General features: G+C 49.5%; 13 protein-coding genes. All 13 read right to left on the bottom strand.

The genetic code is table 11. From position 1 onward, the window contains the following. Nucleotides 1-1,258 (bottom strand): FtsW/RodA/SpoVE family cell cycle protein (locus ACTHUT_RS07715; RefSeq protein WP_440418719.1); only part of this gene is annotated, 1,258 nt, incomplete at its 3' end. A gap of 271 nt (nt 1,259-1,529) precedes the next feature. After that, a complete protein-coding gene (locus ACTHUT_RS07710) occupies nt 1,530-3,026 on the bottom strand; it encodes an amidase (protein WP_440386026.1) in 1,497 nt (498 codons plus the stop codon). 243 nt (nt 3,027-3,269) lie between these two features. Then, nucleotides 3,270-4,607 (bottom strand): UDP-N-acetylmuramoyl-L-alanine--D-glutamate ligase, encoded by a 1,338-nt coding sequence (murD, locus tag ACTHUT_RS07705; protein ID WP_440386025.1) that lies wholly within the window; start codon nt 4,605-4,607, stop codon nt 3,270-3,272. 45 nt (nt 4,608-4,652) lie between these two features. Further along, on the bottom strand, nt 4,653-5,468 hold the full coding sequence (locus tag ACTHUT_RS07700) for a tetratricopeptide repeat protein (protein ID WP_440386024.1): 816 nt from the start codon (nt 5,466-5,468) through the stop codon (nt 4,653-4,655). A gap of 73 nt (nt 5,469-5,541) precedes the next feature. After that, nucleotides 5,542-6,462: an SEL1-like repeat protein gene (locus tag ACTHUT_RS07695; RefSeq protein ID WP_036493421.1), complete on the bottom strand. Its 921-nt coding sequence runs from the start codon at nt 6,460-6,462 to the stop codon at nt 5,542-5,544. Between the two features lie 83 nt (nt 6,463-6,545). After that, nucleotides 6,546-7,565, bottom strand: coding sequence for an SEL1-like repeat protein (locus tag ACTHUT_RS07690; protein ID WP_440386023.1), 1,020 nt, complete (start codon nt 7,563-7,565; stop codon nt 6,546-6,548). Between the two features lie 59 nt (nt 7,566-7,624). Next, on the bottom strand, nt 7,625-8,113 hold the full coding sequence (locus ACTHUT_RS07685) for a group II truncated hemoglobin (protein ID WP_440386022.1): 489 nt from the start codon (nt 8,111-8,113) through the stop codon (nt 7,625-7,627). 116 nt (nt 8,114-8,229) lie between these two features. Then, nucleotides 8,230-9,312, bottom strand: coding sequence for a phospho-N-acetylmuramoyl-pentapeptide-transferase (mraY, locus tag ACTHUT_RS07680; RefSeq protein ID WP_440386021.1), 1,083 nt, complete (start codon nt 9,310-9,312; stop codon nt 8,230-8,232). Nucleotides 9,313-9,412: 100 nt separating this feature from the next. Further along, on the bottom strand, nt 9,413-9,562 hold the full coding sequence (locus tag ACTHUT_RS07675) for a hypothetical protein (RefSeq protein WP_049322572.1): 150 nt from the start codon (nt 9,560-9,562) through the stop codon (nt 9,413-9,415). 15 nt (nt 9,563-9,577) lie between these two features. Next, nucleotides 9,578-10,942 (bottom strand): UDP-N-acetylmuramoyl-tripeptide--D-alanyl-D-alanine ligase, encoded by a 1,365-nt coding sequence (locus ACTHUT_RS07670; RefSeq protein WP_440386020.1) that lies wholly within the window; start codon nt 10,940-10,942, stop codon nt 9,578-9,580. A gap of 30 nt (nt 10,943-10,972) precedes the next feature. Then, nucleotides 10,973-11,986 (bottom strand): hypothetical protein, encoded by a 1,014-nt coding sequence (locus ACTHUT_RS07665; protein WP_440386019.1) that lies wholly within the window; start codon nt 11,984-11,986, stop codon nt 10,973-10,975. 53 nt (nt 11,987-12,039) lie between these two features. Beyond that, complete coding sequence (locus ACTHUT_RS07660) at nt 12,040-12,561, bottom strand: M23 family metallopeptidase (RefSeq protein ID WP_440386151.1); 522 nt, start codon at nt 12,559-12,561, stop codon at nt 12,040-12,042. Between the two features lie 180 nt (nt 12,562-12,741). Next, complete coding sequence (locus ACTHUT_RS07655) at nt 12,742-14,220, bottom strand: UDP-N-acetylmuramoyl-L-alanyl-D-glutamate--2,6-diaminopimelate ligase (RefSeq protein WP_440386018.1); 1,479 nt, start codon at nt 14,218-14,220, stop codon at nt 12,742-12,744. Nucleotides 14,221-14,246: the final 26 nt, after the last annotated feature.

Below are 14,246 nucleotides of genomic sequence, written 5' to 3'. Positions count from 1 at the left end.
CCACCGAATAACCGCGCATTTTTTGGCGGTTTTCATAATCAATGCGCAATAACAAAGTAACGCACACCAGCATGATAAAGACAGCCGAACCGCCGTAAGACATAAACGGCAAAGTCAGGCCTTTAGTGGGCAGGATACCGATGTTTACACCGATATTGAAGAAACTTTGAATACCAATCCAAATACCGATGCCGTTGGCAATGTACGCGCTGAACATCAGGCCCGAATCACGCGCCTGTTTGCCGATGGAAAATGCGCGCCACACCAGCCAGCCGTAGCAGAACACCAAAACCAGCATCCCTAAAAAGCCGAATTCTTCGCCGATGACGGCAAAAATAAAGTCTGTGTGTGGCTCGGGCAGGTAAAAGCGTTTACCCAGGCTCGCACCCAAACCCTCGCCAAACCAGCCGCCGCGCACAATGGCCATCAAAGACTGCGTCAACTGATAGCCTTTGCCCAGAGGATCGCTCCACGGGTTCAAAAACGCCGCCACACGCGCCATACGGTAAGGCGCGGCCAAAATCAGCAAACCCATTCCGCTCACAACGGTCGCCACCAATACGGCAAAATACTTCCACGGAAAGCCTGCCAGAAACAGCATACCCATAGTAATCACGACAATCACAACAAACGAACCAAAATCCGGTTGCAACATAATTAAAATCAGGCTGATAGCAATCGACACAATCGGCCACAACAGAGTTTTGAACTTGATGGCTCGTTCCTTGACCCGCCTCCTGGCCTCCGCCTTAAACGGGCAGGACAGCAAATCACCGATACCCGAAAATAGGGACGACCAACCCAAAGAATCCAAATCGCGCAACATTTCTTCACGGCGCGTAAACAGGCTGGACAAATACAAAACCGTTGCCAATTTGAAAAACTCGGTTGGCTGCAAGTTGAGCGGCCCGATATGAATCCAGCGCGTCGCGCCGTTAATCTCACGGCCGACAAACAAAACCAGCAACAACAGCAAACCGGAAACGACAAAATAAAACGGAATAATCCGCCGCCAAAAGCTCATTTTCAGCAGGAAAAGCGGCAAGCACATGGCCACCGTAAACAGGATAAACATTGCCTGTTTGAACACAAAAGAAAACTGGCTGCCCCCATCCGACGCCGCATATACAATAGAGGCCGAATAAATCATTACCAAGCTGAAGGTCGTCATCAAAACGACCATCCACAAGAGAGAAACATCAAACTTCCGACCATCGCGCGCAATCGGCCGGTCAAGCATTTTGGAAAGACTAATCATGAAAACATCCGTAACGGCTTGAATAAAATATTCAGACGGCCTGCAAATGGGCAAGAGGCCGTCTGAAAAAATGAATTAACGTTATTTTAAAGGTTTATTTCCAAACCAACAATTCAGAATCTTTAAAGATGCCGGATTCCGACGTTCTTTGCGCCCTCCCCTACCCTTTGATACCGGCAAAAGGCCGTCTGAAAACGCTTTTATGTTCTCAGACGGCCTTGTATAAATTTTTTCTTCAGAAAAATAGGCTACTTTTTATCCAATACAAACCCTAAGCCAACTGCGGTATTTCCACCCACGGCTGTATCTGTTCCAACTGCGCTGCAAGGCGGAGCAGCGTGTCTTCGCGTCCGTGAGCGGCGGCAAACTGAGTACCGACGGGCAGCCCGTTATGCCGGTAAAGCGGCACGCTCATGGCGGGGTTGCCGCTCATGTTCAGCGGCGACGTATAACCGACGTATTGCAGCGCGGCGGCGGCTTCTTTTTCTAAAAACGGGTTGTTTTTCAACAGAAAACCCAAGCGCAGCGTGCCGAACAGCAGGCGCATGGCTTTTTGTGCGGCGGGCGGCGGCATCATCTCGCCGATTTTCGGCGTGGTGCGCGGGCAGACGGGCGTCATTAACACGTCGTAGCGTGTGAAAAATGCTTTGGCGGCACGTTCCTGCGCCAGCATCACGTCGCGCGCCCATGCCATTTCGCCCGCACTGATTTGCCGCCCCTGCACAATCATTGCCCACGTTGTCGGTTCAAGCAGGCAGTGCGGCAGTTTTTGTCCGGTTTCGTATTGATATTGGTAGAACAGTTTTGCCGTTTCGCCCATGACGATGATGCGGGCGGCGCGGTTGAGCTGTTCGGGCGGCGCGAAATCGGGCGTGGCTTCTTCCAATTCGTGTCCCGCGTCTTGCATCAGTTTCAAACTATGGGCAAACGCGGCTTCCGTGCCTTCGTCGTTACCGCCGCCAAACCATGTCTGTTTCCAAAAAGCGATTTTCAGACGACCTGTTTCTAGTTTCAGGCTGTCTGCAAAACCGTTTTTGGGCGGCGGCGGGCAGGCATACAGGGCGCGGGCTTGGATTTGGGCGGCGATGTCCAGTAAAACCGCGCTGTCGCGCACGCTGCGGGTCAACACATGGTCGCATACCAAACCTTGCCATGCCTCCGATGCGTTCGGCGCGTAACTGCTGCGGCCGCGCGTGGGTTTCAGCCCGAACACGCCGCAGTTGTGCGCGGGTAAGCGAATGGAGCCGCCACCGTCGCTGCCGTGCGCTGCGGGTACGACGCCCGAAGCCACTGCCGCCGCTGCGCCTCCGCTGCTGCCGCCCGCAGTGTAATCCAAATGCCACGGATTGCGCGTGATGCCGTAAATTTCGGTTTCGGTAACGGGATACGCGCCCCATTCGGGCGTGGTGGTTTTGCCGAACACGCGCAGCCCCGCATCGAGATAGGCTTGGGTCAAATCGCTGTTTTGTTTGGCAATGTAATGCTGCATCATGCGCGAACCCGACCATGTCGGCGCACCTTCCCAATCCGCCAGCAGGTCTTTGAGCAAAAACGGCACGCCCGCCAGCGGCGTATCGGCATTTTCAGACGGCCACTGCCATGCCGCCGCGCGTTCGCGCAAATCGTGCGCCAACAGATTGAGCTTGGGATTGACTTCGTCCAAGCGGTTTAAAGCAGCCTGCAACACTTCATCGGCGGAGACTTCTTTTTTACGGATCAGCTCTGCCAAACCGACGGCATCGTAACGGATGTAGTCTTGAAAATTCATGGGTTTTCCTTTCGGATTGATAAACACATGTTTTGTCGGTCAGGCATAGCTGCCCGCCGCCTCGCTGTTTGCCCGCATAGGCAAATTTTAAGAAACAGTAACACCGGATAAAGGCAAGGAACAAGTTTACAGTTGCTGCAAAAAGGTCGTCTGAAACTGCCTTAACGTTTTCAGACGACCTTTGAGACAATGACACACAAGGTTTACGGTAAAACCAACCCTCTTTTCATCTTTCAGACGGCCTTACAAAGCTTTGAACGCTTCGATAAACACTTCCGAACGGTGCGCATAGCCTTTGAACATATCGAAGCTCGCACAAGCTGGGCTGAGCAACACGATATCGCCCGCTTCGGCTTGGGCGTATGCCGTCTGAACCGCTTCTTCCAAAGTGGCGCAGTCGGTCACATTCAGACCGCAGCCGTCCAAATCGCGGCGGATTTGCGGCGCATCGACACCAATCAAGAACACACCTTTTGCCTTGCCGACAAGCGCGTCACGCAGGGGCGTGAAATCCTGCCCTTTGCCCATGCCGCCCAAAATCACGAAGAGCGGATTTTGCAAACCGGCAATCGCGGCGGCGGTCGCACCGACGTTCGTGCCTTTGCTGTCGTCGATGAACACCACGCCGTTTTTCTCACCGATTTTTTCCACGCGGTGCGGCAAGCCTTGGAAGGTTTTGACGTGTTCGAGCAATGCTTCGCGCGGCAAACCGACGGCTTCGCACAAGGCGACGGCAGCCATAACGTTGGCGGCGTTGTGCAAGCCTTGCAGTGGGATGTCTTGCGTAGAAATCAAATCCTCATTGCCTTGTTTCAGGCGGCCTGTCTCACGTTCCAACCAAAAATCGGCTGCGTGTTCCAACGAAAACCATTTCACCTCGCGTCCTGCCCGTTTCATGGCGCGGCAGAACACGTCGTCTGAATTTAAAACCTGCACGCCATCGCCACGGAAAATCTTGTCCTTGGTATGCGCATAGTCAAGCAAGTCGTCATAGCGGTCGAGATGGTCTTCGGAAATGTTCAGCACCGTCGCCGCAGTCGGGCGCAGGCTTTCGGTGTTTTCCAGTTGGAAGCTGGAAAGCTCCAACACCCACACGTCCGCCTTCTTGCCTTCGCGCTGCAATTCCGCCTCCAAAACCGGCGTACCGATATTACCCGCGATAACGGTATCCAGCCCGCACTTGATGCAGAGATAGCCGACCAGGCTCGTTACCGTGGTTTTGCCGTTGCTGCCGGTAATCGCAATCACCTTGTCGCCGCGGCGGTTCACAATGTCCGCCAGCAATTCGATGTCGCCCAACACGCACCCGCCGTTTTGCTTGAACGCCTCGATATCCGGCTGACGCTCACTGATGCCGGGACTGAGCGCCAGAATATCGAAACCATTATCCAACGCATCTTTCAGACGGCCCGTATAAAACACCAGCCCGTCAAACATCTTACCAATTTGCAACACGCGCTCGGCTTTCAGCTCCGCATCATACGCAGCCACCTCCGCACCGTTTTTGCGCAGATAGGCAATCATGGAAATACCCGTGCCGCCAAGTCCGGCGACGAGGATTTTTTTATTTTGAAAAGTCATTTTGGTTTTATCCTAAGTTTTTTCAGACGGTATTTAAATAGGGGCTCAATATCCTGCCTGATTCAATTCTCTATAAGCATCACAACCTTGTTGTAGTCCGTTATCACAAGCCTTACCAAACCACTCTTTGGCAATCTTATAGTTCCGACGAACACCTTCTCCTTTGGCATACATCAAACCCAAATTATATTGGGCTTGTGCGATCCCTTGTTCTGCAGCCTTGCGATACCACTGCACTGCCTGTATATAGTCCCGACGAACTCCTCTCCCATTCTCGTACATCACACCCAAATTAAATTGGGCTTGTGCAAACCCTTGTTCTGCCGCCTTGCGATACCACTGCACTGCCTGTATATAGTCCTGACGAACTCCTTGCCCATTGTCGTACATCACACCCAAATTAAATTGGGCTTGTGCAAACCCTTGTTCTGCAGCCTTGCGAAACCACTTCACTATCTGTACATAGTCTTGACGGACTCCCTGTCCGTTGTAATACATCAAACCTAAATTAAATTGGGCTTCTGCAATCCCTTGTTCTGCCGCCTTGCGATACCATCTGACCGCTTCAACATAGTCTTTGCGGACACTTTGTCCTTTTTCATACATCACACCCAAATTATATTGGGCTTTAGCAAACCCTTGTTCTGCCGCCTTGCGATACCACTGCACTGCCTGTGCATAGTCCTTACGAACTCCTTGCCCATTGTAGTACATCCCACCCAAATTATATTGGGCTTTAGCATTTCCTTGCTTCGCAACTTGAAACGTTTCCTTAAAATCCGGCACATTATCAGCCCAAACTGCCTGCACCAAGCCCAAAGATAACAGGGCTACCATCATTTTTTTTAATAATTTATTCATTCTAAAATTCATTTCTTTCAAATTATTGTTTCTGTTTTATCCTAGTTTTTTCAGACGGCATTTCATAAACCGCTCAATAACCCGATTCTAAACGACGGTAACCGTCACATCCTAGCCGATTACCGTTATTACATGCCATACCGAGCCACGCTTTGGCAACTCTTAGATTTTGGCGGACACCTTGTCCATTAGCATACATCGCACCCACATTGTATTGGGCTTTGACATGACCTTGCATTGCTGCCTTTTCAATCCACTTCACTGCCTGCACATAGTTTTGACGGACTCCTTGTCCATTGGCATACATCACACCTAAATTATATTGGGCTTTGACATCACCCTGCTTTGTAGCTTTACGATACCATTTAACCGCTTCGACATAGTCTTGGCGTACACCTTGTCCGTCGGTATACATCACACCTAAATTATATTGGGCTTGAGCATCACCCTGTTCTGCCGCTTTTCTATACCATTTTGCCGCTTCGACATAGTCTTGGATCATACCTTGCCCATTAGCATACATCACACCTAAATTAAGTTGGGCTTCAGCACTTCCTTGTTCCGCTGCTTTATGGAACCATTTCGCCGCTTCAGCATAGTCTTGATGTACGCCTTGTCCGTTGACATACATTACACCCAAATTGGATTGGGCAGCTGCATCCCCTTGTTCTGCTGCCTTGCGAAACCACCGCACTGCCTCTGCATAATCCTGGCGCACACCTTTTCCGTTGACATACATCAACCCCAAATTAGATTGTGCTCGGGTATCTCCCTGTTTCGCTGCTTTACGATACCACTTGACCGCTTCAGCATAGTCTTGGCGCACGCCTTGTCCATCAGCATACATTACACCCAAAATATATTGAGCAGGAACATAACCTTGTTCCGCCACCCACAAAATTTTCTGAACGTCAGGAACCTCTTCCGCATACACTGTTTGTCCTATACCGAAAACCAGCAAGGCTACCATCATTTTTTTTAATAATTTATTCATTTTAAAATCCATTACATTCAAATTATTGTTTCTGTTTTATCCTAGTTTTTTCAGACGGCCCTTAGCAAAATTCAATACCCTGCCTAATCCAATTGGCGATAAACATCACAACTTTGCTTGTCTCCATTAGCACAAGCCTTCTTAAACCATTCTTTAGCAACTATTTTACTTTGACGTACACCTTGCCCTTTTTCATACATCAAACCCAAATTATATTGAGCATCTGCATACCCCTGCTCTGCTGCCTTGAGATACCATTGCACCGCCTGTGCATAGTCCTGACGAACTCCTTGCCCATTGTCGTACATCACACCCAAATTATTTTGAGCTTGGGCATGTCCTTGTTCAGCCGCCTTGTGATACCACTCCACTGCCTTTGCATAGTTTTGGTGCACGCCTTGCCCTTTTTCATACATCATACCCAAATTAATTTGAGCACCTGCATGTCCCTGTTCCGCAGCCTTGCGATACCACTGCACCGCATTTGTATAGTCTTGACGAACTCCTTTTCCATTATCATACATCACACCCAAATTATTTTGCGCATCTGCATGTCCCTGTTCCGCAGCCTTGCGATACCATCTCACCGCCTGAACATAGTCTTGGCTCACACCTTGTCCTTGTGCATAGGACAGGCCTAGATTATATTGGGCTTTTGCAAGCCCTTGCTCTGCCGTTTTGCGAAACCATCGCACTGCCTCTGCATAGTCTTGACGAACTCCTTGCCCATTGGCATACATCATACCCAAATTATATTGGGCATCGGCCAATCCTTGTTCTGCCGCCTTGCGATACCACTGCACTGCCTGTGTATAGTCCTGACGAACTCCTCGCCCATTGTCGTACCTCACACCCAAATTATATTGAGCTTGAGCATACCCTTGTTCTGCCGCCTTGCGATACCACCGCACCGCCTGTGCATCGTCTTGATGGACTCCTTGCCCATTGGCATACATCAGACCCAAATTATATTGGGCAGCTGCAAATCCTTGTTCTGCATCTTGAAACGTTTCCTTAAAATCCGGCACATTATCAGCCCAAACCGCCTGCGCCAAACCCAAAGATAACAGGGCTACCATCATTTTTTTTAATAATTTATTCATTTTAAAATCCATTACATTCAGATTATTGTTTCTGTTTTATCCTAGTTTTTCAGACGGCCTTAACTAGTGAATTCCTTAAAAAAGCTATTCACACCATAGCTACTCAAAATCTGCTGTAATTCCGGTGCGCGTACCCAAGGATCAACCGCCATCGGCGGCATAGGCGGTTCGATACCGTCTTCGTTTTGGTTACGACACCAATCTGCCATGGCAAAAACTTGGATTAAAACCGGCTCGGCAAGTGTTTTGTCGATGTCCAATTCGCTCATGGCTTGGGCAAAGCAGGCGATCCATTCGTTGCGGACTTGTACGTTGACGGCAAAAGGCATATGGCGGGCACGCAGTTGGGGATGGCCGTATTTTTCGATAAAGAGTTGCGGTCCACCGAGCCAGCCGCTGAAAAATTCGTAGAGCTTTTCGCGTATCAGGGTCATATCTTCGCCGTGCATTTGGCGCAAGGTTTGATATTTCGGCTCAAGTTCCATCAAGTCGTAGAAACGGTCGGTCAGGGTGCGGATGCCGGTTGCGCCGCCGAAAGATTGGTACATGTTTGGGGACTTTCTGTGTGGATTATTGCGGGATTTATTTTTGAAATAGAGGATTCAGACAAGCATGCTTATCCTACATAATGGCCGTCTGAAACTTTCAGACGGCCTTTGGAGATTTAGCGGATTTTAAGGGTACTCAAACCAATCAGCACTAAGACGATGGTGATAATCCAAAAACGGACGACGACTTGGGTTTCTTTCCAGCCTTTTTGTTCGTAATGGTGATGAATCGGCGCCATCAGGAAAATGCGTTTTTTGGTGCGTTTGTACCAACCGACTTGCAACATAACGGAAATGGCTTCAACGACAAACAGGCCGCCCATAATGACGAGGACAAATTCTTGGCGGATGATGACGGCAACGGTACCGAGCGCCGCACCGAGCGCGAGCGCGCCGACGTCGCCCATAAAGACTTGTGCCGGATAGGCGTTAAACCACAAAAAGCCGAGACACGCGCCACACATGGTGGTACAGAAAATCACGACTTCGTTTGCTCCGGCAACGTAAGGTAATTGCAGGTATTGTGCAAATTGTGAGTGGCCGCTGGCATAAGCAAAGATGGCAAGGCCGGTGGCAACAAGGACGACGGGGAAGGCGGCAAGTCCGTCAAGGCCGTCGGTCAGGTTAACGGCATTGGATGTGCCGACGATGGTCAGGTAGGACAATACCAAGAAGCCGACTACGCCAAGCGGCAAGGCAACTTGTTTGAAGAAGGGAACAATCAGGATATTGTTGGCGGAATTTGTCGCAAGGTAGAACAACACCAAGCCGGCAATGATGGCGACGCTCGACTGCCACACCATTTTGAATTTGGCAGACACGCCGTTAGGGTCTTTATAAACTACTTTGCGCCAATCGTCGTAAAAACCGAGTGCACCGGTAGCAAGCAAGACGCCTAAGAGAATCCAGATATAAGGATTTGCCCAGTTGCCCCACAAGATTGTGGATACGGTAATGGCGGTCAAAATCAACGAGCCGCCCATGGTTGGCGTACCGTTTTTGACGAGGTGGGTTTGCGGGCCGTCGGTGCGCACTGCCTGGCCGACTTTAAGCGCAGTCAGTTTGCGGATGGTCCACGGACCAAGCAATAGGGAAAACGCCAAAGCAGTCAAAGCCGCCATGACGGCGCGGAATGTGGTGTATTGAAAAATATTCAGCCCGGTTAACCAGTTACTGAAATGTGCGAGCCATAAAAACATGGAACTTCCTTTTTTGTTTTTGTTGTTACAGCGGGCTTATGCCCAATTAAAAATCAATCAGTATGCCGTCTGAAATTGCAGACGGCCTTATTGATTAAGATTATTTCTCTACCACGCAAATCGGATAGTTTCCGGGATTCTTTCCGCCGCCCAAGTCCAAGCAGGTATCTTCATAGATAAATGCCTGTACTTTCATTCCGGCATAAAACGCGGCAAACAGCAAACCAGCCAATAGAAAAATCTTTTTCATATTTCAGACGGCCTTTTACGCGGTTGTTGCTACCAATGCCTCAACCACTTCTTCCATCTTCATAAAGCGCGAGCCTTTGACCAGCACAGTAGCGTGTTCAGGCAAATCGTGGCTCAACACTTGAATCAACGGATCTTTGTCTGCAAACCACAAACCTTCCGCACCAAACGTCTCTGCCGCTTCAACGCTGTTGTCGCCAACAAAATATGCGGCCTCGATGCCTTTATCCCGCGCATACGCGCCAACTTCGGCGTGCATGGCGGCGGCTTCGTCCTCGCCCAGTTCGCCCATATCGCCCATCACAAAAATACGCGGCGCAGGCATAGCGGCGAGCACATCAATGGCGGCTTTCATACTGTCAGGGTTGGCATTATAAGTATCGTCAATTAAAGTCGCGCCTTTAATGCCTTGCTTGATATTCAGACGGCCTTTGATATTGCTGAAATTTTTCAGGCCGTCTGAAACTTCGGCAAGGCTCAAACCTGCCGCCAAAGCCAGAGCAGCAGCCGCTACGGCATTATGTACATTGTGGCGGCCAGGGACCGGCAGTACCACGGCAACACGTTCATTACCTCGCACCAAATCAAACGCACAAGACAACGGTTTCAATTCAATATTTTCTGCATGGACATCGCCACTGGCAATGCCGAAAGTCTGAGCGTTCAATTGCGCAGTAGCCGCTTCAAATGTAGCGATATTGGCATCTTCGCACGGAATCAGCGCAACGCCGTCTGAAAGCAAACCTTCGTAGATTTCACTTTTGGCTTTGGCAATATCACCGACACCATCAAAACCGCAGCCAACATGCGCGCGCAAAGCGTTATTGATCAAAGCAACATTCGGACCGGCAATTCGAGTCAGCAAAGACAACTCGCCAAAATGGTTCATACCCATTTCAATGACGGCATAGCGGTGTTTTTCGTTCAGTTTCAACAAAGTCAGCGGCAGGCCGATATGATTGTTGAAATTGCCGGCAGTCGCCAACACAGCTTCATCACCGAATCGATGATGCAATACGCCGGCCAACATCTCTTTAACCGTTGTTTTGCCGGAAGAGCCGGTAATGCCAAAGACAAACGGATTCACATTTTCACGCCACGCCTTCGCCAGTTTTTGCAAAGCCACAAGCGTATCGTCAACCTTCAGCGCGCCTTTCAAAGCCGCACAATCTTCGCGCGAAACCACAACTGCCGTTGCCCCCGCTGCCAATACATCCTCAACAAAGTCATGCGCGTCAAAGCGCTCACCGGCAAGCGCGAAAAATACATCGCCTTCCTGAATATCGCGGCTGTCTGTAACAATACGCGAAACGGGTTGATTTTCAGACGGCATCGGAAGGTTGAGGGTTTGGCAGATGAAATTTAGGTCTAGTGGTTTCATGGTTTCTTTCATTTGTTTTTTCAGACGGCCTCACATAACCATCTGTAAATGTTTCATCATAGATTTAGGTGTAACAAAAGTTAAACCGTACATACTGCCTAATGCCACTGCCTGGCTTTCCTCTAAATCGGCAACCAGTATCACAAAGCGGTCATCCGGCAAATTCAATCGTTTTTTCAAGCGTACATATTTTTCAATGTCTCGTCTGAACTCCCCTGATTTACATTCCACCACAATCGGCTCTTTACCCATCGGCAAAAATACAACATCCAACTCCTGTTTATCTTCATTGTCGAATTTGACTTTTACATTTCGAGCGCAAGAAAAAGCATAATCTTTGCCTTTGTGTTTTGCTTCTTCAAGCATTTTGCCCAGTGCAAACCATTCAAGCCAACCACCACAAAAAAAGTGCTTGATGGCACTAGCACGTTGCAGATTCAAGCGAACAATTTTTTCCTGTTTCTGATAGAAATACTTAGAAAACAGAGTATGGCTATAAAATTGTCGGCATAAATTATTCATTGTTTGCCCATCTTTTTGCGACATTTTACCTATATCCAAACTAATGCTTGTGTGGTTGTGACTATATGCCCGACTAATCTGCCCCAACATATTTTTAGTAATCTGATAATTGCTGCCCAATTTAGTGGCAGCCTCATCAAAAAAACCGCTCATATTGACCGCCTGAAAGTCAAACATCGGCACAATATTGGCTCGGGCAAACCATTGCCGTATTGGTTCATGCTGTTTTTCAGTAGCTAAAATGTCAGTTTCCGATAAATTGACGCCTGCCAGCAGATTATAATTTTGATTTTCCGAACCAGTATCTTGCTGTGTATTTTCCTCCCTGCCGTCTTCCTGTTGCTTCAAAGCCTGCAATTCCCGGTTCACTGAAAAATAACGTTCCAACAATTTACTGACAAAAAATAAAGTGTCGTAAACCTTAACCGGAGCCGTGCATTTTGGACAAGCAATTTCACTCATTCCGGATTCGTAGTAATGCTCATTCATGCAACCGCATTTATTGCAGCGAAAAATACCCATAATATTCCCTTATTATTTGTTTCAAAATTTATTTCAGACGACGTTTGAAAATTTTATCTTTCCTGGTTAATCAGCGGATACGGATTCACCGCGCCACTCGGCAGATACACGCCGTAATGCAGGTGGGCCGGTGTGGTTCTAGCGTTGCCGGTTTTACCGACATAGCCGATGACCTGCCCTTCTTTTACTCGCTCATACAGGCGGATACCGGCAAACTTATTCAGGTGGGCATAGTAATGCCACGCACCCGGCCCTTGAATACCGATGACTTTACCGCCCAATCGGTTGCGCCCGATTTTGGTGACGATGCCGGGCGTGGTACTGCGTATCGGCGTATTTTTCTTAGCAAAAATATCCACACCTTCATGCCTGCGCCCCTGACTGCGCGCCGCGCCCCAAGTATCGTCAAACCGTTTGCCTTTAACGGGATTAGGCAGGCTTTGCTCGGCAGGAGGCTGTTGCACCCTCAACTGTTCGATTTCGGCAGTAGGACGCGGAAGTTGTTTGGTTGTACAGCCTGCGAATAAAACTACGGCTGTACTGATTAATAAGGTTTTTGTCGGCATTTTCAGCATCAAATCGGTCTCCTTGTTGTTCAGACGGCCTTGTTAAAAAGTCTTCCGAAACAAACAACTGTGATGGGTTTAATGGCTGACGTGCCGTAATGCGTGTGTTGTTTTGCTTTTGTTTTGTATGGTTAAATCTTTTTCAGACGGCCTTAAGGTTTCGGGCCGTCTGAACATTTGCGATATGGTCTATCCGCGCTCTGCCAATGCTTTTTCTGCGATTTCAAAATCGGAGAAATGGTGTTTCACGCCTTGTACATCCTGATAGTTTTCATGTCCTTTACCGGCAATCAGAATGATGTCGTTCGCGGCAGCCTGCTCAACCGCATAACGGATGGCAACGGCACGATCAACTTCGACGCGTTCAGGATTAGGGACGGCAGGCAAAATATCGTTGATGATGTCTTGCGGATTTTCCAAACGTGGGTTATCGCTGGTAACCACTACTTTATCGGCACCCTGAACTGCTGCCGCACCCATCAATGGGCGTTTGCCGCGGTCTCGGTTGCCGCCGCAGCCGAATACGCACCATAAGGCCGCGCCCTGCGGTTTGATTTCCTGCAAAGTGGAGAGTGCTTTTTCCAGTGCATCGGGTGTGTGGGCATAATCGACAACGACCAAGGGCTTGCCGCTGTTCATAATGCAGTCCATGCGGCCTGAGGCGGGACGGATTTTTGCCAGTACAGCCAATACTTTATCCAGCGGATAACCGTTGGCACACAACAAGGCGATGCAGGCGGCGAGATTTTGCGCGTTGAACCGTCCGAGCAGACGGGTGCGGCATTTTCCTTCGCCCCATGGGGTTTGGAATACGGCTTCCATGCCGTCTGAAGAGGCGGTGAAATTGGTAATGCGGATGTCGGCGTGTTCGCTGAAACCATAGCTGTAAACGGCTAAATCGAGACAGTCTTTTTTCAGACGGCCTGCGAGTTCTGCACCGTATCCGTCATCGACATTGATGATGGCGTGTTGCAGGCCATGCCAGTAAAACAGACGCGACTTGATGGCGCCGTAGGCTTCCATCGTGCCGTGGTAGTCGAGGTGGTCACGGGTGAGGTTGGTGAAGATTGCGCTACAGAATGGCACGCCGTTGACACGCGATTGGTCAAGGCCGTGGCTGGAGACTTCCATCGCGGCGGCTGTTGCGCCTTGTTGACGGAAGCGGTAGAGCAGGGTTTGGACATCGACGGGGGCGGGGGTGGTATGCGTGGTTTCTTCCAATGCGCCCCAAAAACCGTTGCCGACTGTGCCGATAATGGTGGTTTTTTCGCCCAACAGATCGGCAGCTTGCGCCAGCCATTGTGTGATGGAGGTTTTACCGTTGGTACCGGTTACACCCCAGACTTTGAGGCCGTCTGAAACGTTGCCGTAAACTTGCGCCGCCAACATACCGGCGCGATGTTTCAGATCTTTAATGCCTTGATTGGGAACGTTCCATTCGGGATTCCACGCAAATTTTCCGTCATCATCCCAAAAAACAAAGGTCGCACCGTTGGCAATGGCGGCAGGGATATAGCTGCGGCCGTCTGTATATTCGCCCTGACAGGCAACGAAAATGTCACCCTGCTTAATTTGTCGGCTGTCTGAATGCAACAAACGCCCTGCTGCGTTTTCACACAGCAGAGGCGGAAAGTTGGTTTCAGCCAAGGGGGTTAACTTGCTGAACATAAACAATATCTCTTTGATTGTTTGGA

The sequence above is a fragment of the Neisseria sp. P0022.S010 genome (assembly GCF_051956635.1).
This window is presented reverse-complemented; position numbering and strand designations above follow the sequence as displayed.